At 47.8% G+C, this 26,863-nt stretch carries 29 protein-coding genes and 1 pseudogene; 4 read left to right on the top strand and 26 right to left on the bottom strand.

Translation table 11 applies throughout. The features are described 5' to 3' along the window. Positions 1 to 16: 16 nt before the first annotated feature. The 17 genes and pseudogenes from ACI1P2_RS24970 to ACI1P2_RS24890 form a co-directional block, all read right to left on the bottom strand. A complete protein-coding gene (locus ACI1P2_RS24970; protein WP_355324385.1) occupies positions 17 to 820 on the bottom strand; it encodes an inositol monophosphatase family protein in 804 nt (267 codons plus the stop codon). Beyond that, positions 817 to 1,335, bottom strand: a complete 519-nt coding sequence (locus ACI1P2_RS24965; protein WP_355324382.1) for a GrpB family protein — start codon at positions 1,333 to 1,335, stop codon at positions 817 to 819. Before ACI1P2_RS24965 ends, ACI1P2_RS24970 begins: the two co-directional genes overlap by 4 nt. Positions 1,336 to 1,819: 484 nt before the next feature. Further along, positions 1,820 to 2,044, bottom strand: coding sequence for a transposase (locus ACI1P2_RS24960; protein WP_355324379.1), 225 nt, complete (start codon positions 2,042 to 2,044; stop codon positions 1,820 to 1,822). After that, the gene (locus tag ACI1P2_RS24955) at positions 2,029 to 2,118 is read right to left on the bottom strand and encodes a helix-turn-helix domain-containing protein (protein ID WP_355324376.1); all 90 of its coding nucleotides are present in this window, start codon (positions 2,116 to 2,118) and stop codon (positions 2,029 to 2,031) included. The genes ACI1P2_RS24960 and ACI1P2_RS24955 overlap by 16 nt, the downstream gene beginning before the upstream one ends. A 635-nt stretch (positions 2,119 to 2,753) precedes the next feature. After that, positions 2,754 to 2,837: pseudogene (locus ACI1P2_RS24950) on the bottom strand (3-hydroxybutyrate dehydrogenase); the annotation flags it as partial. A 48-nt stretch (positions 2,838 to 2,885) separates the two neighbouring features. Continuing rightward, positions 2,886 to 3,974, bottom strand: coding sequence for a GerAB/ArcD/ProY family transporter (locus ACI1P2_RS24945; protein WP_355324373.1), 1,089 nt, complete (start codon positions 3,972 to 3,974; stop codon positions 2,886 to 2,888). Positions 3,975 to 3,989: 15 nt separating this feature from the next. Further along, the gene (locus ACI1P2_RS24940; protein WP_355324371.1) at positions 3,990 to 4,214 is read right to left on the bottom strand and encodes a hypothetical protein; all 225 of its coding nucleotides are present in this window, start codon (positions 4,212 to 4,214) and stop codon (positions 3,990 to 3,992) included. A 24-nt stretch (positions 4,215 to 4,238) separates the two neighbouring features. Beyond that, on the bottom strand, positions 4,239 to 5,417 hold the full coding sequence (locus ACI1P2_RS24935; protein ID WP_355324369.1) for a Ger(x)C family spore germination protein: 1,179 nt from the start codon (positions 5,415 to 5,417) through the stop codon (positions 4,239 to 4,241). 6 nt (positions 5,418 to 5,423) lie between these two features. Then, on the bottom strand, positions 5,424 to 6,962 hold the full coding sequence (locus tag ACI1P2_RS24930; RefSeq protein ID WP_355324366.1) for a spore germination protein: 1,539 nt from the start codon (positions 6,960 to 6,962) through the stop codon (positions 5,424 to 5,426). Between the two features lie 248 nt (positions 6,963 to 7,210). Next, positions 7,211 to 7,996, bottom strand: coding sequence for a class I SAM-dependent methyltransferase (locus ACI1P2_RS24925; RefSeq protein ID WP_408976340.1), 786 nt, complete (start codon positions 7,994 to 7,996; stop codon positions 7,211 to 7,213). 136 nt (positions 7,997 to 8,132) lie between these two features. Further along, positions 8,133 to 9,461, bottom strand: coding sequence for an amidohydrolase family protein (locus ACI1P2_RS24920; RefSeq protein WP_355324360.1), 1,329 nt, complete (start codon positions 9,459 to 9,461; stop codon positions 8,133 to 8,135). Positions 9,462 to 9,653: 192 nt separating this feature from the next. After that, positions 9,654 to 11,201 (bottom strand): sulfatase family protein, encoded by a 1,548-nt coding sequence (locus tag ACI1P2_RS24915; RefSeq protein ID WP_355324493.1) that lies wholly within the window; start codon positions 11,199 to 11,201, stop codon positions 9,654 to 9,656. A gap of 110 nt (positions 11,202 to 11,311) precedes the next feature. Beyond that, positions 11,312 to 12,676 carry an MFS transporter gene (locus ACI1P2_RS24910; protein WP_355324357.1) on the bottom strand — a complete coding sequence of 455 codons (1,365 nt, stop codon included), beginning with the start codon at positions 12,674 to 12,676 and terminating at the stop codon, positions 11,312 to 11,314. Between the two features lie 305 nt (positions 12,677 to 12,981). Next, positions 12,982 to 14,502 (bottom strand): extracellular solute-binding protein, encoded by a 1,521-nt coding sequence (locus ACI1P2_RS24905; RefSeq protein WP_355324354.1) that lies wholly within the window; start codon positions 14,500 to 14,502, stop codon positions 12,982 to 12,984. Next, entirely contained in the window at positions 14,499 to 16,310 is a 1,812-nt protein-coding gene (locus ACI1P2_RS24900) for a sensor histidine kinase (protein ID WP_355324351.1), read from the bottom strand. Before ACI1P2_RS24900 ends, ACI1P2_RS24905 begins: the two co-directional genes overlap by 4 nt. Next, positions 16,307 to 17,326 (bottom strand): response regulator transcription factor, encoded by a 1,020-nt coding sequence (locus ACI1P2_RS24895; protein WP_355324348.1) that lies wholly within the window; start codon positions 17,324 to 17,326, stop codon positions 16,307 to 16,309. Before ACI1P2_RS24895 ends, ACI1P2_RS24900 begins: the two co-directional genes overlap by 4 nt. A gap of 627 nt (positions 17,327 to 17,953) precedes the next feature. Beyond that, positions 17,954 to 18,196, bottom strand: a complete 243-nt coding sequence (locus ACI1P2_RS24890) for a hypothetical protein (protein ID WP_408976339.1) — start codon at positions 18,194 to 18,196, stop codon at positions 17,954 to 17,956. A 104-nt stretch (positions 18,197 to 18,300) separates the two neighbouring features. Here ACI1P2_RS24890 and erm point away from each other — a divergent pair, with 104 nt between their 5' ends. From erm to ACI1P2_RS24875, 3 genes are all read left to right on the top strand, one after another. Beyond that, positions 18,301 to 19,161, top strand: a complete 861-nt coding sequence (erm, locus tag ACI1P2_RS24885; protein ID WP_355324342.1) for a 23S ribosomal RNA methyltransferase Erm — start codon at positions 18,301 to 18,303, stop codon at positions 19,159 to 19,161. A gap of 261 nt (positions 19,162 to 19,422) precedes the next feature. Next, positions 19,423 to 19,854 carry an Hsp20/alpha crystallin family protein gene (locus tag ACI1P2_RS24880; protein WP_355324339.1) on the top strand — a complete coding sequence of 144 codons (432 nt, stop codon included), beginning with the start codon at positions 19,423 to 19,425 and terminating at the stop codon, positions 19,852 to 19,854. A gap of 7 nt (positions 19,855 to 19,861) precedes the next feature. Beyond that, positions 19,862 to 20,233 carry a YmaF family protein gene (locus tag ACI1P2_RS24875; protein ID WP_355324336.1) on the top strand — a complete coding sequence of 124 codons (372 nt, stop codon included), beginning with the start codon at positions 19,862 to 19,864 and terminating at the stop codon, positions 20,231 to 20,233. Here the strand turns inward: ACI1P2_RS24875 and gerPC are convergent. The 9 genes from gerPC to ACI1P2_RS24830 form a co-directional block, all read right to left on the bottom strand. Beyond that, a complete protein-coding gene (gene gerPC, locus ACI1P2_RS24870; RefSeq protein ID WP_355324333.1) occupies positions 20,212 to 20,811 on the bottom strand; it encodes a spore germination protein GerPC in 600 nt (199 codons plus the stop codon). The genes ACI1P2_RS24875 and gerPC overlap by 22 nt on opposite strands. A 173-nt stretch (positions 20,812 to 20,984) precedes the next feature. Further along, positions 20,985 to 21,353: a spore germination protein GerPE gene (locus ACI1P2_RS24865; protein ID WP_355324330.1), complete on the bottom strand. Its 369-nt coding sequence runs from the start codon at positions 21,351 to 21,353 to the stop codon at positions 20,985 to 20,987. A 3-nt stretch (positions 21,354 to 21,356) separates the two neighbouring features. Then, the gene (locus ACI1P2_RS24860; RefSeq protein ID WP_355324490.1) at positions 21,357 to 21,530 is read right to left on the bottom strand and encodes a spore gernimation protein GerPD; all 174 of its coding nucleotides are present in this window, start codon (positions 21,528 to 21,530) and stop codon (positions 21,357 to 21,359) included. Positions 21,531 to 21,612: 82 nt separating this feature from the next. Then, positions 21,613 to 21,885, bottom strand: a complete 273-nt coding sequence (locus tag ACI1P2_RS24855; RefSeq protein WP_355324327.1) for a spore germination protein GerPB — start codon at positions 21,883 to 21,885, stop codon at positions 21,613 to 21,615. Next, entirely contained in the window at positions 21,885 to 22,115 is a 231-nt protein-coding gene (locus tag ACI1P2_RS24850) for a spore germination protein (protein WP_355324324.1), read from the bottom strand. Before ACI1P2_RS24850 ends, ACI1P2_RS24855 begins: the two co-directional genes overlap by 1 nt. Positions 22,116 to 22,372: 257 nt before the next feature. Continuing rightward, the gene (locus tag ACI1P2_RS24845; RefSeq protein WP_355324321.1) at positions 22,373 to 23,164 is read right to left on the bottom strand and encodes an alpha/beta fold hydrolase; all 792 of its coding nucleotides are present in this window, start codon (positions 23,162 to 23,164) and stop codon (positions 22,373 to 22,375) included. 149 nt (positions 23,165 to 23,313) lie between these two features. Then, a complete protein-coding gene (locus ACI1P2_RS24840; RefSeq protein ID WP_355324318.1) occupies positions 23,314 to 23,904 on the bottom strand; it encodes a 4-hydroxybenzoate synthetase in 591 nt (196 codons plus the stop codon). Positions 23,905 to 23,976: 72 nt separating this feature from the next. Then, positions 23,977 to 24,930 carry an aldolase catalytic domain-containing protein gene (locus tag ACI1P2_RS24835; protein WP_355324315.1) on the bottom strand — a complete coding sequence of 318 codons (954 nt, stop codon included), beginning with the start codon at positions 24,928 to 24,930 and terminating at the stop codon, positions 23,977 to 23,979. Positions 24,931 to 24,948: 18 nt separating this feature from the next. Then, positions 24,949 to 26,295, bottom strand: a complete 1,347-nt coding sequence (locus ACI1P2_RS24830; RefSeq protein ID WP_355324313.1) for a hypothetical protein — start codon at positions 26,293 to 26,295, stop codon at positions 24,949 to 24,951. A 258-nt stretch (positions 26,296 to 26,553) separates the two neighbouring features. Between ACI1P2_RS24830 and ACI1P2_RS24825 the strand changes: the two genes are divergently transcribed. Then, complete coding sequence (locus ACI1P2_RS24825) at positions 26,554 to 26,856, top strand: hypothetical protein (protein WP_355324310.1); 303 nt, start codon at positions 26,554 to 26,556, stop codon at positions 26,854 to 26,856. Positions 26,857 to 26,863 lie beyond the last annotated feature (7 nt).

Genomic DNA, 26,863 nt, shown 5'->3' with positions numbered 1-26,863 from the left:
ACGGTCAAACTCGCGTCTATATGTACAAAATTGTCTTGGACATATTTAATATTTCCTGATGAAGTTCCTTACTGGCCGCAAGAATACTGCTGCCAGGCAGATATGCATTAATCGGGTCTCCGTTTAAACAAGTAATTTTACCGCCTGCTTCTTCGACTAACAATTTACCTGCCGCAAAATCCCACGGTTTTTGAAGTGAACTAAAATACGCATTGAATCGTCCGCAGGCCACATAAGCCAGTTCCAGAGAGCCGCATCCAATCATGCGGATTCCTCTTGATTCATTGGCTATATGATGTACAAACTTTTCAAACCCAAGTTCCTTTTCTTCCTGATCATATCGAATATACGCGGAAATTAATGAATGGCTTAATGCCACAGATGCAGAATTCATCAAAAGTCGTTTATTGTTCAGATAGGCTCCTGAACCTTTCTCTGCCCAAAAAAGCTCATCAGTGGAAGGATTATAAATGGCCCCACAAATCCCTTGTCCATTCTGGTATAAAGCGATTGAGATCGCAAAGCTTTGTTTTTGATGCAAATAGTTGGTTGTCCCATCAATCGGGTCAATAATCCAAACGTAGTCATTCGGCTCAAAAACTTCACCTGTGTAACTTTCTTCTCCCATAATTTTGTGATGAGGAAAGTTTTCCTTTATTCGTTGGACTACCATTTGCTCATTTTGGCGGTCTACAAATGTAACTAATTCTTTGTGCGATGCTTTCGAACCTATATCAATATGTCCTTCCAAGTGCCGCAAACTATTTTTCCCTGTCTCGATGACACATTCTTTGAGAACGTGGAGGTATGAATCAGTCATTTTCTTGAAGCCTCCCATTCCATCGCTTTTCGTTCGATTTCCAATACGAGCTGGTTTTTTCCGTTGATATACGATTCGATATCGTACGGAAACTGCCCGGCCAGTTGTTGTTTCAATTGCCCATATTCTTGAACCGCTTTTGGGTGTTCTCTTAAATAATCCCGGAATGCTAGATGTCGTTCAATATCAAAGTTCCCAACTTGAAAAATATGGACATGATGAGTCCTGTCGTCCCCACCTTTTTGGAAGAACCTTCGTCCCGTTATTCCGTTCTCGCCTTTTGGTTCATATCCGATCTCTTGCATGTAATGATTGTATTCATCGACCAATTTGATGTCATTAACAACAGGCATGATGTCGATGACTGGCTTTGCTTCTAATCCTGGGACAGACGTGCTGCCGATGTGGTGAATGGCGGCCAACTGCTCGCCGAAGATAAGTCTCAGTTTGTTTGCTTCTTCCTCATACATCCAAGCCCATTGCTTGTTGTATGGCGTTACTTCAACTTTTCTCATAACTAACCTCCCAACTTTTTAACTTGCTTTAACGTGGGCCAGTACCCATTAATATTACCATATTTAGTGGATGTGAACATATCAGGAACAAGGGGAGTACCAGCGAAGCTGATACCACCCGCAAAGCAGATGTAATTGCACGCCGATTCAATGTCGTTTGGAGGTCCTATATCTTGTTTGGTTCAATTTTCTTCAGAAGGACTAACATTAATATTCGATTTTCTAGCAACTAAAATCCAATATAAAAGCATACCGAAAGCGGTACCCAGAGCAAGTATTAATAGAATATTGCTATAAAGAGAAGATGTTGGGGTAATATTCAGCCCAAGTACACTCGTGAATGTTCCTATCGCCTGAAGAGGCGGGGGCTTCTTGTTTCGACGATCGCTGCCTTTCTGTAGGAAAGGTCTGACTGGATCTCCACAAGCGTTCGATGCGGCACGCATCCCGTTCGGGGCAAACCCTCCCTACGGTATTCAGTCCATCACGCTACGATGTTCAAAGCCCGCTGCAAAATGACCTGGGCCGAAACGATGTCCCTGTCCTGCACCAGTCCGCATGCTTTGCATTCATGAAGCCGGATCGCCAACGTTTTGGGAACATCCGCACCGCATATGCAGGTTTGCGATGCGCCGTGGGCGGGCACTTGTACGAGTCGCTTCCCCTGTCTTGCGGCTTTATACGACAGATACGTTACAGCTTCCGACACAAGATCAACGTTCGAATCATGAGTTCTTCCTGTTCAGGGGTCGGGTAGAGGCAAAATTGATACGTGATTTGCACGAAGGGTCACCGCCTTAATAAGAACGTATATTCCCATCATACCACACAAACATTCGACTAGGAAAGTGCGCGCCTCATACAATAGACGAGTGCATTTAGGCTTCGCCTAACCGAGATTCATCCCCTACTCAAAGTTTTGTGAGCGCTGCTTCCTGAATAAACTTCAAACAAAACTCGCTTCGAAAGCATAGGCTCAGAGGAAGGGGACTTCTCACGGAAACATGTTAAATCCATTTTTATGATTTAATTTTGTCAAAGCTAGAAATGTTAAGACCGCTTACGAGACTAACAATAAACCGCTTTCAAAGCTCTGTCTAAAACCAATTTTTTATATAAGCCGTAAAATAAATTAATACTATAGGGAAATCCTTGCCCAGCACAGCGTCTTGGGACTTTCTTTTACAAGTAACCAAACACTCAAGATTCATAACTATTTTGCCTTCACCAGTTCATGATTTTTTCAATATCTCTGACATCATTGAAGTTCCCTTTCATCATCCGATCACTTGGAAGGTCATTCTTTGTCAGCCTATAAAAGACCGATATAGTCATGTAGAAAGACATGTAAAGAAAATCATCATTGACCATTTCGATAAAAATTAAGAGCAACTCCCAATTCGGGGTTGCTCTTAATTTGACAACAAACGTTTCTGAGGCACCAGGGGATAAATCACTTCTTCAAACACTTTTTCTACGGGCACCTTTCTTGCCTCGGCAATACCAAATTTCTGAAACATCAGAGTATAACAACGCTGCGCAGAAATCTGCTACAATCGGTCTAGTCTCTTCCGAATCCATGCCGTTAAGAAAAGGAGGAGGCCGAGCACCATGTAGAAGAAATCGAATATGACATGGCTTGTTCCCAAATATTTTTCGAATGCGTCAACGCTGGAAGTTTCCCACATACTCATCACCAACGCAAGCATGCCAATTGGAAACACAAGCTGGCGGTATTGATTGAGCCCGAACAACTGACTCGCACCCAAAGCTGCCGTGTACAAATAGGTGGTTAACTGAATAAAGGTCCCGGGGAGCCAAACGATCAGCAGTAAAGCGTCGAGGTGCTGGATAAACTTACCTATCCCTATATACCGAACGACTTCAATAAACGGATAGTTCAATGTACTGATGTGCTTGCCAAAAAGAAGGACGGACACCAGGCCAGAGACAGACAATGTAAGCATGATAGCAAACCAGGTTAATAATACGTACACTATCGTTTTCCTCTGATTCGACACGAACGGAAAATATAGTCCAAGCATCAAATATCCGGAGAACCAACTAAACGGAATAATGGCCCCCTTAACGGACGGAGCAATCCCTTTGCCCATAATCGGTAAAATATTGTTTACGTCCCATTCAGGAATCGACAACAAAATCAACAGTCCGAACACCAAGAATGTAAGCGGCAGGAACAGCTGCGCTAGCCGCCCCAGAACCTCCACACCTCCTCTGACAGCATAGGATACAAGCAAGATCATACCGCCAATGGCGACAAGGGTGGGCGTTTTTTGTAAAAAGGCGGCCGAAATGAAATCGCTATACTCCCTCAAAATAACGGAGGTCAGATTAATACCGTAAATGATGACGGCAAGCCCCACGACTTTGCCAAACCAGGGCCCGAGAAGCCGCTCGCTGTACTGGAAAATGGTTTCCTTCGGAAACATGCAGCTGAGGCGGAGCACCATAAGTACGAAGAGCAAACCCGGCAGGTGAGCCCAGATTGGCGATATCCACAAATCGTGTCCGGCTTCCTTCCCCGTTATTTTCGGAATATACAGAATTCCGTCATAGGCAGCTACCGAATAAAAAAGCAGACCTAGCTGCGCTGCGGAAATCTTCCCTTTCTCCACCATTAGGTAAAACTCCCCTCACTTCAACCCGGCAGTCACCGGATTAAATATACTGTTCAATATTTCGACCGGTCCTGGAATATTGGGAAATAGAAGTATGAGCATAGCCATGAACCATGCGACACCAGCGGTGGCGATCAACGATGCCCGTTCTTTCTTTTGCTTATCTCCCAGACAGCGCCATTCGGCCCAGACCATCAAAGCGGTTGCGAAGGTTGTTCCCGCCACGTTCAACCAAGTCACTTAGCTCAACACCTCTTTTCACGATTAACCGACGGGTTCATTGTTCATCCCAATTTGGCGGATCTTCACCTTGACCGTTACATTGGCTTGAATCGAAGGATAAATTTGCTTCCACCGCCCTTGTAAATGCAGCCATTCCCGGGGATTGCGGCGGTTGATCGCTTCGCCGAAGCCGAAAATATCGGTCTCCAGCCTTTGCGCCTGCTTGATTGCTGTCTCAACCTTATTGCGGATATTGTCGGCCTCCGCATTCTCAACATAGTGAATAAATTTCGGATCAGACGTTTTGAAACGAGTCGTATTTTGCACAACACTCATCTCGGCTTCGATCAACAAGTTCATATGCGGCGTTTCTCCCCCCAGTTTAGGAACCAGCCGGGTGCTGGAAGAAAGGACTTCAAGGGATATGAGCGAAGAGAAAGGCCGCTCCAGCTTCACCGTATCAACTTCACCCTTCACTTGCTTCAATATCCATTTCATTCCCGAGAATGACTTACCTTGAATCACTCCGGCCATTCGGTCGCGGGAGAAGACGGCGTACCCCTTTACATATGGGACACCCTTCTTGCCATCATGCGTAGTATCGGCGTAAGGAACTATCGCCTCTTCTGAAATTTTGTCGAGATGCTGTACCAGGCGGTTTAGCGTGATCGGTCTGCCAAAAAGCCGCCGGGATTCACCACCCAGAAAATCCGCTCGGGTCTGCTCGAGCGGGGAGGCAGAAGCGAGAAAGTCCCGTGCTGCTCCCTTGCAGATGAAAGGCTCAACCCGCAGGCGAATATTGTTGTCGCGAACGAGATAATCCAGCTGTTCCCGAAACTCGCTGCGGGACAAAGCCTCTCCGACAACCAGCATTTCAAGCTGCCCCCAGTAGACGGTGCGGGACAGCTTGTGTTGCACCCTGGAAGCAGCATCCGCCGCCGTTGCTCCCGAAGCGGACCAAATCAAAGTCGATCCGTTGCCTTTGGAGTTGCTGTTGCTCGTCTGTGTCTTACCTCCTCCCTCCTTGGGGATGACAATCTCCAAGGACAATTCAATCTTTCCATCGTTCTTCCGGTCCAAGCCTGCTGTCGTCACAATCGCCAGATCATTGACTTCCATTCGATCCCAGCATCCTGTTGTAAATAGTAAAACAGTCATCGCCATCACAAGTAGTAGCAGCTTACAAGCTTGCGTCCAGGTAAAAGATAACCTTCTGTTCATATGACGTCACTTCCCGCCTCCTCTGCCTGAGCCCGGCTTCTGTCCCCGTGCCAGCCGATGTCGGTTTTTCAAACTCGCAAAACCGGGGCGCTTTGTCATTTTCCAGAGATGAGCCCGAATGATGGTATCCTTTATTTCATTTGGAGTAAAAGGCGCGAACGGGGATAAAAAGGGGACGCCATAAGAGCGCAGCATGCACAAATGAGTAGCAATGGCGATAATGCCAAACATTACCCCGAGCATGCCCAGTGTTCCGCCTAACACGATGAGCGGCAGCCTCAACAGGCGAATGGCGAATTCCAAAGAATAGTGCGGCGCTGTAAATCCCGCAATACCCGTGAACGCAATAATAATGACGATCGGAGCCGACACAAGTCCTGCTGATACGGCGGCCTCTCCCACAACCAGCGCACCGACGATGGTAACAGCCGAACCGATTTGCCTAGGAAGACGGAGCCCGGCTTCACGCAGTACCTCGAACGCGAGTTGCATCATCATGACTTCCACGAAAGTGGGGAACGGGATTTCCTCACGAGCGGAGGCAATGCTGACCAACAACTTGCCTGGCACCATTTCATGATGAAAATTTAAAATCGCGACGTACACTGCCGGAAGCACCATGGATATAAGAAGCGTCCAGTACCGCAAAAAACGCAATGAGCTGGAATAGATTGCTCGGTTGTAATAATCGTCAGAAGCCTGAAGAAGCGTTGCCAGCGTCGCGGGAACGATCAGCACATCGGGCGTGCCGTCGACCAACAGAACGACGCGGCCCTCGAGCAAGCTCGCTGCCGCAATATCAACCCGTTCCGTAAACTGCTGCTGCGGAAACGGAGAGTATGGATGGTCTTCTGTCAGTTCTTCTATGTATCCGGTTTCCAGCACGCTGTCAATATCGATACGTTCAAGCCGGCTTAGCACCTCTTGTATTAAGGAAGGTTTAGCCAAGCCATCGATATAAGCGATACAGACTTCAGTCCCCGTATAACTTCCCATTCTCAGCGATTTTACTTTTAGCTTGACACTCTGGATTTTGCGCCGCAATTGGGAGAGGTTGGTCGTGATCGATTCGGTGAAGCCATCGCGCGGGCCCCGCAACGACGTTTCAGTCTGAGGCTCTTCTACATTGCGCTTGTCCCATTGAGCTATTCCGAAAATTAATGCACCGGGACAATCATCAACAAGGAGCACGGGATTTCCTTTGATCAATTGCCCGGCACATTCCTCAGCTGACGCAAACTCATCGACAGAAATGACGGGTAAAAGATTGAGTTTCACCGCCTGCAAATCGTTGACTGCTATATCCATCGATTGCATGAGAGGCTTCAGGATGCTGTTGTCAATCTCCTGCCTGTCCGACATGCCGGGAATATAGATGAGTTCAGCCCTGACCGTTCCGCCAATCCGAAAGGACCGAAATGAAACGTCGTCTGCTTCACCTAATACCTCTTTGAGTGCCTTTATATTGAGGTCCAAGTCAGCAACCAGATAAGTGCGATCTTTAGATTCGGAGTTGTCATACGAAGCAGAAAATCGTGTCTGCATCCCCCCTCCTCCTGTCATCAATTCTGTTTACGGTTATTCAACATTTTTAACATGTCGTTATTCTAACCAAAGCAGTAATCATTATCCCATCTTTCACCAGCTTTTCGATCAATGTTCCTCAAAAAAATTGAACAAGCTGACGCCGGTTAAGTACCGACGCCAGCTTGCAGCCTAGTTTTTTGAAATGTCTACAAAATGGGCCAAATGATGCATAATCCCCTTCTCTGCGCTTATGAATTTCACATGATCTATTTAATCGCTTTCCAAATCGTCCATCTGTCTTTTTCAATGATTGGCGAACCTGTCTGCCATTCTAATTGTTGCCCGATATAGTCCACAAGGCCTGCGAGCTCTTCGTCGGTCAGTTCATGCAGCAAAGAACGGCCCGTGCGCTGCAGCAAATCGCCGGATAGCTGTTCGGGTTCATTGTAGATTTTTCGAATCTCCCAAAGCTGATGTTCTTCCACCTTAGTAAAACCTGCATCCCGCAAGCTATTTATTACTGCATCACTTGCATAACGGCGTTTAACCTCCTTGAACGATAACTTCGGATAACGCTCAAAAAAGTAACCGCGAATATGGGTACTGCTCCCAGGCAGCAAGCAGTCTTCCGGTGTGCGGTTTTGGATAAGCAGCACCCCGCCTTTGCGCAGTAAACGGTTGCATTCCAATAAACATTGCTTCATACCGGCTTCATCCAGATGGTGAAGCAACGCTCTTTGCAGAATCAAATCATATCCGCAACCCGGTAAGCCGGTATCGAGCGCATTGCCCACAACAAACTCGATATTTTCGATGCCTTGGCAATTGATCCGGGCACCTGCGATCACCTCTTGCGAGAAGTCCAGGCCTGTGACATGACTAGCTCCCAACTGTACCAGGCCTTTGGTATAAATACCGCCGCCGCAGGCCAGGTCCAAGGCTTGCTTGCCACTGACTTCTGCAATTCCCCGAATTTTTTCCAACCAACTGGCATCCACTTCCCGGCTCGCATAGGTGAAACGGTTTCTATCCGAATGAAAATCAATTGGCATAGCAGCATCCCCTTCGTCAGATGATGACTCCATTTTGCCTCTCTCTGTCCGATTCCGCAAGCTTCAAGACATCAGGCTCGAATCAGCTTAGTTTTTATTTTTCTTTCGGATAAAGGACCTTACGCGGCTGGCCTACCTATTGAAAAATGAAATCCCTGCTCTTTTCCGCCAGCTTCAGCACATGCTTCAAGTTGGCATGAAGAAGTTTTCCATGACGCTTTACAGGATGTCCGGCAACAAACACCGTATCCACATTTCCGGGATTGGCAAATTGTAAAACAGCCCCTTCAGGATCGTTGGCCGGGAACATATTAAGATCCGTAGTCCGAATCATGATCAGATCCGCTTCTTTGCCGGGAGCAAGGGTACCTGTTTTATGATCAAGCAGCAACGCTTTGGCTCCTGCTGCAGTAGCAAAGTGCAGCACCTGCGAGGTTGAGAGATTTAGCTGAGTCGGCATTTCATTGTTTTTTAAAATCATCTCGTTAACCCGCGCTCTTTCTGCTTGCAGCAAAAACTTCATCTGAGTAAACATGTCTCCTCCGGTTGACGTGACCACATCAACACCAATGGTTGGAGTTCCTCCATTTTCAATGAGGAATCCGGTAGCCGGATATCCGTGCCCCATCATCATTTCGATTTCGGGAGTAACGGACAATGATGCGCCGGAATCGGCCAGCAGTTTGTATTCCTCATATTTCATGGTGTTTCCATGAACAATGTTCACATCAGGTCCAAGCAAGCCGGCCTCGTACAGCTTTTGTAAGGAACCGTCATGGGGTCCCCAGTTGCCGAATCCCAGGTGCATGGAGCTGGGGATACCCAGCTCTCTGGCAATCCGCAGCTCTTCAACAGTAGTATCCCAATGGCTGAATTCAGGACCGCGCATAGCCAGACCCATAGTCAGCAGCTGGTCGTTAGACGAGAAGTACTGCTGTTTTACCCGCTTCACATCATCCGTAACAATGAGTGTGCTCTCGCGATTCCAATATTCCAGCTCACCGGAAACCCCCAAAGCAAAAACCGCCCGAATTCCGGAATCCTGCAGTCCGCGAATAAGCTCGTCTGTATGATCAGGCGAGTAGCTCATGCTCCAGTCAAGCAATGTCGTTACACCGGCATTTAATGCTTCAAGGGCCCCCAGTAAATTAGCTATGTAGCTGTCCTCAGGCCGCAACCTGCTCCCATATCCGCTGTAATAAATATTTTGCAAATAGGTGGGCAATGACCAATCCGTACCGATACTGCGGACCAGGGATTCCCACACATGGCGGTGAGTATCAACCAATCCGGGCATGACGATCATACCGGCGGCATCGATCATTTCACAGTCGGAGCTGTGCAGGTCAGGTCCAATCTCCACAATACGAGCACCATGAATGAGAATATCCGCTTTTGTGAAATTTCCCATCAACTTGTCCATGGTCAATACGCAGCCGTTCTTGATCAAGTACTTATGAGTCATGCATTCATCCCCTTTTTAAAATGGATACTGATTTGAGCATGATGTGTACTAGTTGAATAATATTGCTAATTTATAGATATGATTCCCGATAAGATTTTACGCCGACAGGGAATAACACGAACCATGATCATTGCTTGTCAACCAAAAAATCGGCCCTCGCCAGCAAAGGCGAAAAGGGCCAATTTTAGAGAATCAGAATTTATTCATCTGCTCGGAAGTTCTCATGCGGACCAGCCGCTCAATTTCGGAGACCGGCTGCGGGAATTCCCTTGAGTGCCTGCGTGCCAGTTCGGCCGCCTGCTCTTCCCTGCCGGTTTCCTCCAGCCGCTTCATATACCCTTGCAGATACCCTTTAGCATGGAATGGCCCGCCTTCCTTCATGACTGTCCATAACGGGTCCCGGTCATCTCTGGAGCGCGTCATCATCTCATCATGCCATTCGTTCAGCAGGTACACCGCTTCCCTGCATACGTCGGGATGTGCTGCTGCGACATTATTCTGCTCAAACGGGTCCTGCTTCAGGTTGAACAGCATTTCCTTGTCAAAGAGATGGTATCCGTCATGATAGCTTCGGATATACATCCAGTCGCCAAAGCGCACGCTTCGCTGAACGACATGGGCACATTGCGATACAACCAGGTAATCCCGGCCGCAATCCGTTCCCTCCTGAAGGATCGGCGCATAGCTGACCCCGTCCCAGTCCGGCATCGGGTCATGTCCGATCAGCTCGGCGACGGTTGGCAGCAGATCCAGATGGTAATGCAAGCTCTCGTTCACCGTGCCTCTCTTCGTGCCCGGCCAGCGGATGATCATGGGGATTCTGCAGGTCCCCTGATCCGCGGTGGCGTGCTCCCCATATATGCCCAGCTGCCCCATATTCTCGCCATGGTCAGCCGTAATGATAATGATGAGATCGTCCATGACTCCCTGTTTTTCCAAAGCCCCAAACAGCTTGCCCAAATGATCGTCCATATAGCGGATACCGCAGTCGTAGCCATCGACCATCTTTTTCAGCCCTTCCATATCCACAATTTCCCCTGGATGGCGCGGGAACTCCGGTGGCGAGGCATTATCGTAAGTTTTGTTCACGTAATCGATATTCAGCTCGCGTGCGCTGTGAGAGCCTACCATCTGCTTATGGCGCTCCAGCATCTCCTCGGTCATCCATTCTGGCAGGGGCTCATTTTCAAAAGGATTTCCATACTCCAGGGGAGCCCGGTATGGCGTATGCGGATCCCAGAAGTTCACATACAGGAGCCAATCATCCTTGGCTGCGTTGCGTTCGATCCAGTCCAGCGCAACCGGTGTGACATGCTCGGCAGACTCATTGCCAAGCCGCCCTGTATTGATGATTTCATTAAAGCCGGCATAAAAGGCAAATGTGGAATGCCTCTGCGCAAAAGGGCTGATCAAGGTAGTGTTCAGGCCACCAATCAATTGCAGATAGGACGGAAATGCGCCTCCCCGCGTCAGCCTGCCCATAAGCTCGCGTTTCTCACCCTCAGGCTTCATATCGCCGGCAGTTCCGCCATGACCCACAAGCCCGTTGCGGATGCCGAACTGTCCGCTCATCAAAGCTGTCCGGGAAGGAGCACAGGGCGCGTCTGATGTATAGTAGTTGATAAAACGAACGCCATCGGCCGCGATTTTGTCAATATTAGGTGAAGTGTTGCGATGATAACCGTAGCAGCCCAAATGATCCGGGCTGGTAGAATCCAGGTCCAAAAATAAAATCCTCATCATGCATCATCCTCCGCTGGTTTATTTTCTTAAACAGCTCAACTTATTTTATATTCCATTCGCCTTTTCTTCCTTGCAGAATCCTATTATTTATTGTCCTATCTTTCTGTCTAGTTTGTGCTGGTCAGCGCGGGAGGCTGCTGATTTTTCGTTAGCAGATCGTTTTTAATTTGCGATTCCACTTTATCCAGCCGATAAAACGAGATAATTACGATGGAAATTACATAACAAATCAGCGGAACCCAAACAAAGTTGAATTGAATGGCCAGCAGCGCCGATGGCGTTTGTGCCTGGTTGGCCACATATCCTCCTGCGGCCATGATCCATGCTGCAATCGCGCCGCCGAGCCCCATGCCGAATTTTACGCCAAAAGTGGATGCCGCCATTAACAACCCGGGCGCTCTGACCCCCGACTTCCATTCCCCGTAATCCACCGTGTCGGCAATCATGGCAAATTTCAGACCGGAGACCAGGCCAAGTCCTGCCGTTCCCAAAATTCTGCCCGTAATCAGCAGTGCTACAGAGGAGGCCTCAACACCAAAGTAGATCAATAACTGGCCGCAAACCGCGATGGAAAAACCCGTCAGAAGTGTATTTCGCTTGCCCAGCCATTTGGCCGTAAACGGAACCAGCAGGATGCCTACCAGCGTCAAAGCGGACAAACCGTTGAACAAAGGCACCAGATCAGGCCGATTAAAATTATAGGTCAAATAAAAAATGCTGGACTGGTTCCCCATAATAACCGAAATGAACAGGAGAACGTTGACGATCAGCAGAATCCACCATGGTGTATTTCCTTTCAGGGCCTTGATCCCTTCTTTAAAAGGAATGGGTTTGTTGTTATTCGCCTGCACCCGTTCCTTGGTATTGGCAAATGTGACGAAAAACAGCACGACAGCGATCGAGGCAAACATGAGCATGGTATAGAAAAAGCCGTTTTGCTTATTACCTCCTCCAAAAAAGGCAACCAAAGGAAGGACCGCAGCATTGACGATCAAAGCGCCAATCTGTGCGCCGACCATTCTGTACGTATTGACGACGGTTCTTTCCCGCGAATTGCTGGTTAAGCTGGGCAGCAGTGAGGACAGCGGAATATTAATGCCCGCATACAGAATTCCAAGCAGGATGTAGGTCACATAAGCGTAGATTAGCTTGCCGCCAGGACTTAAATCCGGTGTCATAAAGGTCAGAACCGCAACCACGCCAAATGGAATCGCAAGCCAGAGAAAATAAGGCCTCGATTTTCCCCATCTTGTACTTGTACGGTCAATCAGGATTCCGAAAGCCGGACCGTCGAAAGCGTCGATAATGCGGGCGACGAGGAATAAGGTTCCTATGACTGCTACATTTAAACCGAAGACATCGGTATAAAAAAACATCAGATAGGAGCTGATCACAGTAAAGACCAGGTTGGAAGCCACATCCCCCAATCCGTAGCTGATTCGTTCGTGAAAAGGAACCTGTTTTTCGTTCATGATTGCCTCCTGGTGTTTTTAGTTTGTAAAGCGCTTACAGCGCCTCTATGTGTATTACTTTACACACGGCTCGTTCTTTCTTCCTTACACAATCCTATTGTTTGTTGCCTTATTTTTCTGGGTCAGGCCTAAAGCTGCCGAAACAAAAAAGAGACACTGGAAAGTAAAGGGTTATTTTATCCCTTTACTATCCGTGTCTCCGGTCGTCCGGTCGAAATTTAATACCAATTATATTCATGCGATTAATGTGAAATTTATATTGACATAAGAGAATTAATCGAGTCCACTATAAATTCTATGTTATCCTAATGCTTTGCTTCCCGGTACTCCCTGTTGATCTCTTCAATTATTTGCTCTCCGCCATCCTTCTTCCACATCTCTGCCGCATCGTCAACCGCGCTTATGGGCAGCTCGCCAACTGCTACTTTCAGGATGGTATCCATCCATCTTGATTGCAGGAATGCCCCCTTTTGAGTTTGCGTTTCACTTGTCAATCCTGCGGCAGGGTTCGCCCAGCGATACTTTTCATTAACGGCATAAAATTTGCTTACATTGTTTACATAACCGGGGTCATCCCACTTGCGCACCTGCACATCCGGATCCTCTCTCCGGAAAAACCAGGTCGTCAGCAGCTGCGGCCTGTCGGTATCAAAGGCCGGAAGCTTCCGGAATGAGCCGTCCGACCGTTGCGTATAATGCACACCTTCGATCCCGTTTTTATTCAGATCATAACCTTCGTCAGACAAAAGATAATCGAGCAGCTCAAGCGCTTTTTTCTGTTTGGCGGGATCGATTCTTGCATTGATAACCACCTTGTTAGTGCTCTTCATCGTTTGGGTCGCCTGCAAACCGGTTGGTCCCATTGGCGGAACGAGCTGCACCAGCTTGGCGCCCGGATAACGTTGATGCACCACCGGAACGGTGAAAGCGAAAAATTCGCTGGGAACGACGGTGGTTATTCCGGTTTCCCCGGTCTCCAGCTTAGCAAGCGGGTCCTTCAGCTTATTCGTAACGAAATGCCCGTCAAGCGCCCCCGTTTTATAAGCTTTATGAATGAAAGCCAGAAACTGCTTTAGCTCCTGCGTTTGAATCTGCATCGGAATCAGCTTGCCTTCTTTTTCGATCCACTCATTGCCAAGCCCGAAAGCTCCAAGCAAATAATCCGCATTATAAAATCTGTCATTCACGAGGCTAAAGGAAAAGCCGGACGTATCCGCCTTTCCGTTGCCATCCGGGTCTTGCGCGGCGAAAGCCTCGGCAACCGCAAGAAACTCGTCCATCGTTTTCGGCGCTTCAAGGCCAAGCTTGTCCAGCCAATCCTGACGAATAACCAGGGAGTCTCGAGTTTCAGTAAAATAATAAGGAAGACCATAGATGCTTCCTTTCGGGTTCATAAACGCCAGGCTGTCTGCCGTCAGGAATTTGGACAGATTCGGATAATTGTGCAGAAGCGGGGCAATGTCCAGAAAAGCTCCCTTGTCCTTCCACTTGTTGAACTCGGTGTCCTCTATGGAGTACACATCCGGAAGTTCGTTGGATGCTGCCAGTACATTGAGCTTCTGGGAATAGTTATCCAGCGGTGTCCAGTTGATCTTTAAATTCATATTTAATTTGTGATCCAATTGTTCGACCATGATATTGCCCTCCGGCCAGCCTCCGCCGTTGAAGCTATAGGACATCATATTTAATTGAATCGGAGCTCCGGTATTTCCCTTCTTGTCCCCGGCAGAACCGCCGTTCTGCTGTCCGTTCTTCACAATCAGGAATAAACTGACAGCCAACAAAATACAGCTTATGGAAATGAGCGTTAAAGTGCGCTTGTTCATATCTGCCCCCATTTTGTCATACGGTTCACTTCTGCATTACTGTACGGAATTCTCATGCTGATCACACTGCCCCGCTCCGGAAATGAATCGATGGATATCCCGTAGGGTGAACCATATTTCAAGGAAAGCCTTGCATGAACATTGGCCAGACCGATCGACTCGCCTTTGAAGGGATCTTCATTAGCAGCATCGCGGTTGAAAAACGCCCGGAGCTCGGCAAGCTTTTCCTCAGGGATACCTGGTCCGTTATCCGCAATTTCAATGACCAAGTCCTGCCGGTCAGCAAATGCAGTCACAATGATGGCGGCTTTTCCTCCCTTGGCTTCCACCGCATATTTGACGGCATTCTCGACAATGGGCTGAATCGTAAGCTTAATGATCGGGCAATTCAAAAATTTCTCATTCACATGGACCGAGCTTACAAATTTCTTCGGATATCGGATATGGACAATTTCCAGATACTTGATTAAGGTAGCCAGCTCTTCCTTAAGAGTCACCTCATGCTCCGACCACTTGGACGCGTAACGGTATACATCCGCAAGATTAACGGCTATTTTCTCAATAAGCGGAACTTCTTCGAGATAGGCCATACTTTTAATAATATCAAGCGTATTGTACAGCAGATGAGGATTGATCTGGTTTTGGAGCGCTCTGACGGTAGCCTCGCTCTGCCTGAGCTGCAGTTGTATCTCCTTGACCTTATATTCCGAAATCTCCCGCATAAGCCCGTTTAACTGTTCAGCCATATGGTTAAACCCATCGGTAAGAATCTGAAACTCAGTAATCGTTGACATCTCCCTGGCCCGGATGCCCAGATTGCCCTTGGACAGCATTTCCATCCGCTGCTTAATGTGTTGAATCGGCCCTGCAAACTGCGCTACCAAATATGGAATGACCAGACTAATGCCGGCTGTGAGGATAGCCAAGGTAATCATCGTCGAGAAGACGGCTGAGTGCAGCCCTTTGGCCATTTCAGAATATGGCACGATAGAAACGATGTTCCACCCGGTATATCCCGACTTGAACACCGATACCAGATAGCTTTCTCCATTGCCCTTCTGTATACGGACTCCCTGCCGGATATCGAGGTCGAGCCATCCCAAAGGAGTTTCTGTCCGCGGCTCGCCCACCCATGCCTTGTTCGGATGATTGACAATGATGTCATTGGAGGACAGCAGAAAGAAGTATCCTGTTTCACCCAGTCTGGATTTATCAAAAGCGGCATCAAGCTCAGATAAGGAAAACTGCAGCACCAGCTTGCCGATTTTCTCCGTTGTCTGTGTACTGAATACCGGAATGATCATATCCATCACCAAGGGGCCGTTTCCAGGCAGCCGATGCGTAGGCGTCAGAGTCACTTCATTTACGTCCACATACCATTGTTCGATGACGGAGCGATCCTTGGGGACATAAGTATTATTTAAGGAATAGATGCGCCTGTCATTGGATACGAGATACATGTTATTGATTTCAGGGAAGTTGAAGGAAACGTAGCTGTTCATCTCCTTTTCTAATCCTGTGATATCGTCCAGATTCGTATCAGGCACCCCGCTCAACCAGTTTTGCACCAGCCGGGTATTCAGCAGCGTACTGGTCGATTTCTTCATCTGCTGAAAGTAGAATTCCATATGATGGTTCAAGCGGCCAGTCGCTTCTTCCGTGATCATTACAAATTCCTCTTTGACCGCTTTGCTGTAGAAAAAATAGGAAAAGCCTGCTGTCAAACCTACCGCTACAAGGCTTACTGCCGCAAAATAGATGATCATTCTCTGCTGGATGGATCTCAGTGACGCCAGCCTGTCCTTCATAAGCCGAGGCTCCGCCGATATTCATTCGGCGACAGGCCGTTCATGCTTTTAAACAAACGGTTAAAGTAAGGCAAGGAAGAGAAGCCCACCATATCCGCGATCTCGTACACCTTCAAGTCCGGCTCCAGCAGCAGCAGCTTGGCTTTCTCCATACGGTAGTTATTCAAGTAATTGATGAAGGATTCCCCATACTCCTGCTTAAAAAGCACACAAAATCTGGATACGCTCAAGTCTACATGCTCCGCGATATATGTCAGTGTAATCTCCTGCGCATAGTTTTGCTCAATATAATCATTGACCTTTTTGGACACCAGACGGCTCTTCTTCCCGCTAGAGGCGCTATTCAAATGGCGGGACCACTGCTCAAGGATACCGATGAAATAAGCTTGAATGGCGGATTTATCTGATACATCCTCCAGCTCAGTCTTCTGAAATTGCGGATTCAGGCTGCTGAGCTGCTCATTCAGCTTATTGGCATATATGCGCAGTAGGCCGATGTTAATGCCACGGTTGGCTGTTTTCATATTCAGAATTTGCTTGACGATCCGGACGGCCTCGTTCACCAGCCTTTGGTGATCCCATAGCTCCAGAAAGCCAAGAAACTCCTGGATTTGATGCAGAGGCTGATAATAATGGGCATTGCTCTGAAGCCTTTCCACAGAACGCTGCAGCGCATTTAACAGTTCTTCTTCTATCACGGGTTTTAACAGATACTCCGATGCTCCGTACCGGATCGCTTGCCGAGCATAGGTGAAATTTTCAAAACCGCTGATGACGATGGGAACGATCGGGAGCTTGTACTCATCACACTTGCGCAGGATGGACAATCCGTCCATTTCCGGCATGACGATGTCGGTAATCATGACATTCGGCCAAACTTCATTGATCAGATTCCATGCTTCCTGGCCGCTCCCGGCCTGGGCAACTACCTTGAACTCGAGACCGGACCGTTCTATCATCTCTACCAGTCCGTTCCTGATCCACATCTCATCTTCAGCGACCAGTACATGGTACATTTGTTGTTGTTCCCCCTTGTTGATAAATATTAAAACGCTTACAAAATATCATTTGATTTTTGTCCTGTCAATCGTCTATGTCTCAACCTTCTTGCCTAACCCATTCGACAGGTACGCTCCAGAGCCATTGCTGGTGAGTCACTTGCTAAAAATGGATGGATATGTTAGCCTGTTGTTAATTCACAATGAACGGAGGGTTACGTGTGGTAGATCAGTTTATCCGGGTTCGCACGTTTTGCAAATAAATATTGCAAACATCTCTGCTTGTACGCGGAGAACTCGGGATTGGTCTGCCATTTTTTAAAGGTAACCTTATATGTACTGCATACATTGAATCAGGGCTGTAATTCTCACGGATATTAGAAAGTATTTTTCAGCCCGCCTTTAAGAAAACTGCTCACGGATAAAGAATGAATCGTGCACCTGATAGGTCAGGAAGCTATTATGCCTCTTGCCGATCAGGCCGAAGACGTTCTTCTTCCGATTTGACCTTATATCCTGCGGTGAAGGAGCGTATCTCCTTGCACCTGCAAAGGTTCTCCGCGAAACGTTACACAGGCAGAATGCCTGTGTTTTTTTGTGCTTGTTTTCAGGTTTTCGTATTTCGTATTTTCAGGACAAGGAGGGTTACGTGTGGTAGATCAGTTTATCCGGGTTCGCACAGTGTACAGCTGCTAAGACAAAAAGCCGTTGGCTTTGCTGTGTACAGAGAAACTCAGGGTAGGTCTGCCCTTTTTTACAGGTAACCTTCTTTATCTCCAGGAAATAAATGCTCATGTGAGACGACGTCACCCGCGCCTTAGTCCGGCTCATGGCGGTGTTCTCTTCAATTGGCGCATCCTTCCGTTCCCATGCTGTGGCCATGTCCATGACCTGCCGGGCTCGGACGCGAATCCGGGCATTTCCTGCGTTTCCCTGCCTCACAGCTCAGCCGATCAGAATCTGATATCGCTGAGTAACGGAGGGATTCATTCATGCAAAAACAACAACAACGAAAAGCGGGAATGCAGAGCATCGCGGAGAGACCCGCAGCAAGGGGGCAGCATCTGCTGCACCATCAACCGGTCATTCACGAAATGATCAAGCTGGCGGAAATCACTGCCGCCGACGTGGTGCTCGATTTGGGCGCCGGGCGCGGGGCTATCACCATGCCGCTTGCGGAGCGGGCTGGCAAAGTGCTGGCCATCGAGAACGACGCCGCCCTTGCGGCGGCGCTCCGGCAAAAATCAGCTCTCTGCCACAATGTGTCCGTCATCGAACGGGACATCCGGGATACGTATTTGCCAAAGGAACCGTTTCATGTAGTCGCTAACATTCCCTTTTTTATCACGACGCCTATTCTGGAAAAGCTGCTTGACCCGCCGAACTCTCCATTCCAGGGTGCGGTGCTGATCGTACAGCACGGAGCGGCCAAGGGATTGTCTTCAAGGATGATCCGCAGCCCCAGGCTGCTCATATGGCGGATGTGGTTTGACCTGGAGCTGGTGAAAGTCGTGCCGCGCAGGCACTTTTCACCGCCGCCCCGCGTTGACGCGGCCATTCTCCGCATCCGCCGCCGCAGTGCTCCTAGGGTGGAAGCCAAAGACCGGCAAACGTTCGCGGGTCTGGCGGAATACGGGCTTGCGTATCCGGTAATGCCGGTGGATGAAGCGCTGGCCGGAATTTTTACTCCCGTTCAAATCAGGCTGCTGCTGCAGCAACTAAAGCTGGACCGAAAAGTGCCTGTGTGCTCGCTGCGGGAACGGGATTGGGGCGTCATTTTTCAAACGATGCGTGAGAAAGTACCCCCTTACCGCTGGCCCAAGCGAGCCAAAAAGAAGAGGGGCCCCGGATAAGTAAGGTTGTATCGTCCGCTTTCACTTGATATAGAGCCTGTATTGGACGATTCCCCGGTGAAAAATATACTTGTCAACGGTCTGAGCGGGGGTTAGCAATCATCATTAAGACTAAGCTGCTCCCCTTCTCACCTTCTTCGGCTCTTGATCCGTTTGAACATGAACATGCTCCGCTGAATAAACTTAGACATAAATGTATACAGGTGATGCCACATGCAAAATAATGACGGGTTGTCGAGCTGGGAGGATTTCGAAAAGGAAATGCTGGAGCGGTTTCCTTTTTTGCCGAAAAATTTTACGCATGCCAATGACGACAGAAATCTCTCCTGGGTAGGCGATTTTGTTCAAAAGCAGCTTCAAAAATCCATGTCAACTGATTTCAATATTCCTATCTTTGGTAAAGTGAAAAGCGTGATGAGCTGCGACCTTCACGAAACACACCACAATGTGATTGTCCGCTTGCCCGTTCCAGACCAGGTCGCAGCAGAACAAACCAAAGTCTCGGTGAATCGCAACAAGCTGCGGATCGTTTTACCGAGCGGGGAGACACAGGAAATCCAGCTCAAAAAACAAGTGAATCCCAAACGAGTCCGCGCAAAATATAGGGATGGAGTTTTGGAAATCCAATTGCCCAAGCTGCCGGAGTCCAAAAATTTTCGCGATGTCTTGATCGAAAGCGAAAAGGAGGAATGAATCTTCCATGTTTGTGACGAATGGCCAGGCGCATGCGCACGAGTTTCATGGATTGACATCCCTTAATCTGGGGCACCAACATAGCATCCGTTTTTTCACATATCCTGTTAATGGAAATTCAGGCGATTTGCATTTTCATCGTTATAGGGGGATCACGTTCTACCGGGATCAACATTTTCATCGATTTGACGGCTACACCAGCCCGCCAATCGCATTGCCTGACGGATCTCATGTTCACATGATTGACGGTGTTGTCGATGACGAGCCGTTCGAATTTAAAGGTCAATACTATAAAACTCTGCTTAACATCCCGCGGCATCGCCACGGTTTTCACGGGCAAACTGGCCCCCCTTTGGGTTATGAGCCTTCCTGTTGGTGAAAGTAATCGATATATTGGTCCGTCGCTTGCAGAAGATCATCCTTTAAACGCCGCTCAACCTGTTCATGAACATCCGCACCCGCTTGCCCTTGGCTCATATAAAAGGTTAGGCGCTCCTCGACTTGTCGGGCCATGTCGTCTAAGATGGATTGCAGCTGATCGGCCGAGAGGTTCACGTTACGGTGGTTTGCTTTCTCGGCGAGCAAGGAGGAAATGTCCTCTTTTATGTATCTCTGCACTTCAATTTTGATGGTTTTGAAAGTTGAATCGCTTAGATTCCCGGGGCTCTGACCAAGATTGACATCCTCCGTATGTTTGCCGGCTGTCCAAAGATCCTCAACCGTTCCTTGATCATTAGGACTGATTCCGATGATCAGGGTGCCGTTGAGGTTCTCTACTTTCAACTGCTCAAAATTATAGTCTATTTTTTCGATATGCTGCCTTGGCATGGATTGCAGTTCCTGGAGCTGCTTTTTCAGCGCCGAAATTTCATTTTCCAGATGAAATATTTTATCGTGCTGCCAGCGTAAGGCATGATTGATTTGTTCCAGCCAATGATTAGGATAATGACCCGACAACGCGCCTCCTCCTTTCTTTTCTTTTTCAATGATATGCCAATCCTTCGTCCGTCTTGCAATGAATTAGATGCATAAAGGCATGTCCATCGCACGGATCAACTGAGCCCGGTATAATGAAAAAAATTTCCGGACTCTCCTTCAGCCTGGCTCTGCAATGACTGGTCGCTTAACAGTTAATCTCTGGGTATAAGATGTCTGATATGCTTGGTACGGTTCTTAGCGTCAACCTTCACGGTATTGCCGATTTGCAGCCCTGCGGAAGTTGAAAGACCCACGATATAAACATTGTTCACGCCAATGCAGGAGCTTTTATTTTTTTGCGTAAAAATGACTTGTTCATTGATTTCGGGATAGGGAAACGGTTGAACGAACAGAGGTATATTCGTCAACTTTCCCTCGTCCCCCCAAAAGACAGGAACTTCACGTTGTATAGCGAGCACCTTTGAATCGGGAAAGATCCCCCAAACATCCCCTACATGAAGAAAAGAGGAATAAATCACCAAGTTCACCTTCAACTGATTGACACAGGCTGTCCGTATCATAGTCTACATCGCAAAAGGAACAAGCGGCCCAACAATGAGGGATTCCGGCGGAGTATCAAACAGGGAGGAACATCGAATGGAGCCGGTATCCCCAATTAAAACGACCGACGAGCTGCTTACTCCCAAAATTTTAATGTTGTCAACCAGGATTTTATCATTTGTCACATCCAAGCGAATTTTTTCCTTCACTCTTTTCAACACCTTTCACCTTGGCATTCTAGACCTCAGTCGGCTTAACCATATGTACTGTGTAGGGTTATCATCGGCCGGCAAAAGGGACCAACGGCCTGGCTGGAGCAACTGGACCAGCCGGACCAGCTGGAGCAACTGGAGCAACTGGAGCAGTCGGACCAGTTGGAGCAGTTGGACCAGTTGGGGCAACCGTCGGAGCGGGGCCGGTAAACCCTCCGGTATTGTACAGATTGGATAACGATTTTATGATCCCGGCCGTTCCGATTTGCAGCACCGAAGAATTCGAAATACCGTTGATGCGGAGGCAACCAATCGTAATGGTCTGCTGTACTTTTATCATTAAGCCACGGTCCCCCCCTTGGCGATCGTGTTATCGACAACATCAGGATCAAAGGTTTGGGTCGCACTCAAGCCGTTGTTCGTAACAGGAAGATCCCCAGTATTGAAGGATCCCGAGCCCGCAAATGTTTTCGATGAGCTCTGCGGGGATATGACCAGAGCATCGCCAAATTGCACCACTCCACTGGAACCAACGCTAATTATCTTTATGTTCCCGACGATTGCAGGCATGCGCTAGACACCTTCTTCCTCCGGTTCGTCCCGTGCTTTAGGATGGATGTTATTCTCTTGGGTAAATAACCATGATCTCAGCCCCTATATCATATGGGGCTAAGCGTCATTTCGTTACGTTTTTTGATCAATCTCATCTTGCTTGTTTTATTACCAGCAAATTGAAGGCGTTTACCAAGTGAAGGAGGTGAGAAGCGAAACGCCTATGTACCCGTGAAACGGGAAAGGCGTTTCGTTCTGAATTAAGCTGCATAATGTTATTTTTTGATGAATCGACGGATCTCCTCGAGCACCTTGGAACCCTCCTGCGAGAAGATGCCATGGGCGGCGTTCGGTACCATAATGAGCTTGGAGCCGGCGATGCGCTGGTTCAGAATCTTGGCGTGCCTCGGACGGAAGACCCAGTCTTCTTCGCCGTGTAGAATAAGCGTTGGCGCAGTGATCCTTCCGAGCCGATCATAGGAGTCGAATTTTTTGACAGCCTGCTGATGAATCTCCACGCTTCTGGGATTCGGTATATCGATTTGCATCCGTTTGATGAACTCTCTAATCCTGTCTGGATTCTCTTGGATATAGGTATGGGAAAAAAGCATTTGCAGCGTATCCTGTGGGGAAAACCCCGGGGATTTTCGCGATCGTGACATCCAATTTAACATCCGTAAAGAAGGCAGCGCCCTGGTTACTCCACAGGTTGTGCTGCATAAAACCAGTTTCTCCACACGGTTGGGGAACTCAATCGCAATCTCCTGCCCGATCATGCCGCCCATCGAAATACCTAAAATATGTCCTTTGTCGATATCAAGCGCGTCCATCAGTCCGACGACATCTTTGGCCATATCTGAAATGCTGTAAGCCTCTTCCGGTGCATCGCTCCCCCCTGTTCCACGGTTATCAAGCATGATGAAGCGGTTGCTTTCGCTTAATCCCTCCCTCATTGCCGGGTTCCACCAATTCATATTGCTATCTTTCCCCAAAATGCCGATCAATGGAACTCCTTCCCCGACCGATTCGTAACATATATTTACGCCATTGACGAATACCTTGTTCAACATCAACCACTCCCCGCTTCAAATCTCACACTAATTGCACATTATTCATGATCATCTTTTCTGTTGAATTCGGGGTATCCACGCTGGCAACCATGTTTGTCCATACAGAAACCAATGGAGAACACCCCGATTAGTCACTTATCCACCCATTAAACGTTTTCGCTCAACACTTGTTTTAACCGGTAAGCAATCATGTTCGGATTAAAATATTCGAGTAAATAAATGCCCGAATAAGAGCCGAAATCGATAGAATATGTCTTGTAAGGCGTCCTATCATTTTTCATCGTGGAAAAATAAAGCTTAAGCGGCTGCTGGAACAAATCGACCGTTTCATCATCGCTTCTCCACCCGTAATCGACAATCTTGCGCGAGGTTTGTAAACCAAATGTGCTGATGGTTTTTCCGATCCCTTCCTGTTTTGCTGCAATGGCCTCAAACATGACGGAAGGCACGTGTTTCGAGCTCACGAGCGCAATATTGTGAGATACAACAAATTTACTTTTTACACCTATTAAAATGGATTCTCTTAAATAAAAGGGAGCTCCTGAATCGCCGCCCGGATAAGCTTGCTGCTCTTTATCGATTTGCTCCTGCCGGAGCACCTGAACAGACATGCTTTCATCCATCAACGTTTCGAGTATATCTGTAGTCCGTCCATCCGTAATCAACAATATTTTAAACAAAAGCATCTGCAGAAAGTTCAACGCTGAGTCTATGTCCTTGATTTCACTACTCGTCATTCTGAACCCTCCATCAATTTGCGTTAATGAGTTTTAAGCAGATGTTTCAAAGGTTTATTTCAGGAGGTCTGATCATCCTTCAACATTAGGTACAGTCAGCATATTATAAAATTGAAGTACTTTATCCTTAGCGGCGGATTTTCGAAATGCCATGGCAGAACGCGGATGTTCACCGAGCATTCCTGTGATCATGTAGGGTATGATATATCCCCATTCTTCTTTTTCTCGAAGAGGAATCATGTAATTTTCTATCATATCAAGTACGGGACCAACGCTGTACCTCACATTCTCCAACCGGGAAAGCAATAGTTCCGTAGGGCAGTTGCCTGCAGCGCGCCCCATCCCGTAGACGGAGCAATCCAGCAGCTCAACACCGTTATTCGCGGCTTCCAGCGTATTGGCAAAGCCGAGCTGAAGGTTATTATGCATATGGGCACCGATGCGCTTTTTTGGCAGGTGCTTCTTAAACTTTTTCACCAGGCAGCGGATATCGGTTGGCATCAGACTTCCGTAAGAATCAACGATATACACAACATCTACGGCGCTGTCGGAAATCATCTCGAGCGCTTCGTCAAGCTGATCCTCATTAACGTTGGACAGCGCCATAATATTTAATGTTGTATCATATCCGCGGTCATGAAACAGCTGCACCAGCTCAAGCGCTTTATCAACCTCGTTGATATAGCATGCTACGCGGATAAGATCGAGCAGGCTTTTTTCGCGCGGCAGGATGTCGTTTTCATCCACCCGGCCGATATCGACCAAAGCAGACAGCTTGGTGGACTGTTTATCCTGAATGACATTGCGTACAAAATCATCATCTAGAAAACGCCAAGGACCAGCGGTTTCAGAGCCTTTCAGCAGCTTAGGTGAATTTTTGTAACCAATCTCCATATAATCAACGCCGGCTTCATTCAAACATTTATAGAGATGCTGTACGAATTCGACGCTGAAATCCCAATTGTTTACAAGCCCCCCGTCACGTATGGTGCAGTCGATAATTTTGTGATTCGTCCTATCATTCATACGAAATAGACTCCTTCCCTATCCTATCCTGTTAATTTTGCCGACCTTTATTTTCTTTCTTTGACGTGTGCCCGTTACGAATTTTCGTACACGTCTGGCGGCACGCAGTCGTCTAAGGCCTGTTTTTTTGGTTCTCAGCTTTGCCATTTTGGGGGACCGGGCTTTCCTGCGAAGCTTCCTTGTCAAACTCCTTTTGGATGAGAAACCTTTATTTCTGCTCTTCCGCCGTGAAGAGCTTTTCGATGTTCTCGATCCTGGAGCTCGTATAGCCCCCCTTGCCGCTGCTGTTTTTTCCTTCTCTTGGAACAATTGCTCATTAGACTCCTTCGTATGTGTTGGCTGCGCGCTTTCATTACCTTGCTCTGTTTGCTTTTGTTGAGTGTTGATCGATCGCACCAAAGGATCAAACGGGACAGGGGGAGATTTCAGCGTGATTGTGCCAACAGGTAATTTCTCCGACTCTTGTGGAGGAATTGTATTCTGTGTTGGTACCAAATTCAGGATGCCCACAGCTTGTACTGTGTGCGGGGGGACCTGCTCGAACACAGAATCAACTGCCGGAGCTCCTTGTTCCCCTGTTTTTTCTGAAACAATCGGGTCAATGCTTCCTGCAGGCTCTTCCTTCCATACATTCGCATTCTCTTTAAGTTCCGCTTTATCGTTGTAAGGATGGGGCAGATGATCATCCAGTTTCTGTTCGGTCTCGGAGGGAACGGCCGGAACTTCTTCTTTGTTTGGGGTGACGGGCTTCCTGGTTTCCCTATCCTTTTCGAGACCGTCTTCTTCGTTGGAGGGACGTGATTCTGGATGATTCGGTGTCCGTTCGGGCGCAAAATCACTTGTCGCACCTTTTTGCTCTGCGGCTTTTTTTACTCGTTCGATCAGGTAGGAAGCCAAATGGCGGAACGCGAAGGGAAGCAGCGTCGAAGTGATGGCATCAATCGGCGATTTGTCCGCCTCTCCAGACTGATATTTACCCAGCTCTTCCTGAATAAATTGCCTCCACTGTTCCTCATCGTCTATCGCCGGCTCCGTCTCCGGAGATTCAACCTCTTCTGCAAGATTTGAGTTGAGGGGCTCCGCGTTTGAATCCTTCTCCTCAGCATCAAGGTTGTCGTTTTCTGCTGCTTCCTCTTCCTCTTCCTCTGGCTCCTCCAATTCCAAATCATTGTTGGAATGATTCTTTTTTTTCAGTTGCGCCATCAGGTAGGACGCAGCATGACGAAACGCAAATTGGAGTGCCTCCGGTACAACTCTGCGCCCCTTTGAACTGTCTTCATTGTTGGGTTGTAATTTGCTCAGTTCAAACTGGATAAATTGCCTCCATTCCCTATCATCATCTTGTAAAGATAACTTATCATTCACAGATGTTCCTCCCAGCCCGTTTAATGATTTTTATGACATGTTATTACAGGGAACTCTTATTCGATACCCACAAGAGCGGAACTTCAAATTCAGTTCCCGCACAATGTGTCATGACCCATGTCACCGGCTTACAGAAGTTCTTTCCGCAGAAACGGGTATACATCAGCGTTCCACCAAGCACAGATGCCCAACACTTCTATTGGATGTTTACCATACACTGAAAAACATATAGTTGCGGAACTTAAGGAGATGAAACAGATGAATAAAAAAACAAGGAGCACAGCGGAGACGTTATTATTCGTTTTTTGTCTTTCATTTACCGTATTTGTCCTGATATTTATCCTTATTGCAACTGTCGTGATGATATCGAAAAACCATAGAAAAGGAGGAACACTGTTTTCGCTGTTTCAGACCGAACCCGAGCAGGCATCGGCCCCCACAGATCCCCTCCAGCCCGAGATGTGGCCGGCTGAGACAGTCACTGTCAGAGAAGATAAGTCGGCAGATACAGATACCGCCAGCTATGAAATTTACGCTCATTCGAAGAGAGAACTGCATTAATTGAACC

This window comes from Paenibacillus jiangxiensis (assembly GCF_046098255.1).
Lineage (GTDB): Bacteria > Bacillota > Bacilli > Paenibacillales > Paenibacillaceae > Paenibacillus > Paenibacillus jiagnxiensis.
Note: the sequence above shows the minus strand (reverse complement) of the source record. Positions and strands in the feature narration are given on the sequence as shown.

Coding starts and splice junctions, on each gene's coding strand:
- ACI1P2_RS24880 (WP_355324339.1), top strand. CDS start 19,423: ATGCTGGAGCGGTTTCCTTTTTTGCCGAAAAATTTTACGCATGCCAAT.
- ACI1P2_RS24905 (WP_355324354.1), bottom strand. CDS start 14,502: ATGAACAAGCGCACTTTAACGCTCATTTCCATAAGCTGTATTTTGTTG.
- ACI1P2_RS24890 (WP_408976339.1), bottom strand. CDS start 18,196: ATGGACATGGCCACAGCATGGGAACGGAAGGATGCGCCAATTGAAGAG.
- ACI1P2_RS24850 (WP_355324324.1), bottom strand. CDS start 22,115: ATGCCTGCAATCGTCGGGAACATAAAGATAATTAGCGTTGGTTCCAGT.
- ACI1P2_RS24865 (WP_355324330.1), bottom strand. CDS start 21,353: ATGATACGGACAGCCTGTGTCAATCAGTTGAAGGTGAACTTGGTGATT.
- ACI1P2_RS24935 (WP_355324369.1), bottom strand. CDS start 5,417: ATGAACAGAAGGTTATCTTTTACCTGGACGCAAGCTTGTAAGCTGCTA.
- ACI1P2_RS24835 (WP_355324315.1), bottom strand. CDS start 24,930: ATGAATGATAGGACGAATCACAAAATTATCGACTGCACCATACGTGAC.
- ACI1P2_RS24925 (WP_408976340.1), bottom strand. CDS start 7,996: ATGCCAATTGATTTTCATTCGGATAGAAACCGTTTCACCTATGCGAGC.
- ACI1P2_RS24910 (WP_355324357.1), bottom strand. CDS start 12,676: ATGAACGAAAAACAGGTTCCTTTTCACGAACGAATCAGCTACGGATTG.
- ACI1P2_RS24855 (WP_355324327.1), bottom strand. CDS start 21,885: ATGATAAAAGTACAGCAGACCATTACGATTGGTTGCCTCCGCATCAAC.
- ACI1P2_RS24945 (WP_355324373.1), bottom strand. CDS start 3,974: ATGGTGGAGAAAGGGAAGATTTCCGCAGCGCAGCTAGGTCTGCTTTTT.
- ACI1P2_RS24840 (WP_355324318.1), bottom strand. CDS start 23,904: ATGACGAGTAGTGAAATCAAGGACATAGACTCAGCGTTGAACTTTCTG.
- ACI1P2_RS24965 (WP_355324382.1), bottom strand. CDS start 1,335: ATGAGAAAAGTTGAAGTAACGCCATACAACAAGCAATGGGCTTGGATG.
- ACI1P2_RS24900 (WP_355324351.1), bottom strand. CDS start 16,310: ATGAAGGACAGGCTGGCGTCACTGAGATCCATCCAGCAGAGAATGATC.
- ACI1P2_RS24920 (WP_355324360.1), bottom strand. CDS start 9,461: ATGACTCATAAGTACTTGATCAAGAACGGCTGCGTATTGACCATGGAC.
- ACI1P2_RS24970 (WP_355324385.1), bottom strand. CDS start 820: ATGACTGATTCATACCTCCACGTTCTCAAAGAATGTGTCATCGAGACA.
- ACI1P2_RS24875 (WP_355324336.1), top strand. CDS start 19,862: ATGTTTGTGACGAATGGCCAGGCGCATGCGCACGAGTTTCATGGATTG.
- ACI1P2_RS24930 (WP_355324366.1), bottom strand. CDS start 6,962: ATGCAGACACGATTTTCTGCTTCGTATGACAACTCCGAATCTAAAGAT.
- ACI1P2_RS24895 (WP_355324348.1), bottom strand. CDS start 17,326: ATGTACCATGTACTGGTCGCTGAAGATGAGATGTGGATCAGGAACGGA.
- erm (WP_355324342.1), top strand. CDS start 18,301: ATGCAAAAACAACAACAACGAAAAGCGGGAATGCAGAGCATCGCGGAG.
- ACI1P2_RS24825 (WP_355324310.1), top strand. CDS start 26,554: ATGAATAAAAAAACAAGGAGCACAGCGGAGACGTTATTATTCGTTTTT.
- ACI1P2_RS24915 (WP_355324493.1), bottom strand. CDS start 11,201: ATGAGGATTTTATTTTTGGACCTGGATTCTACCAGCCCGGATCATTTG.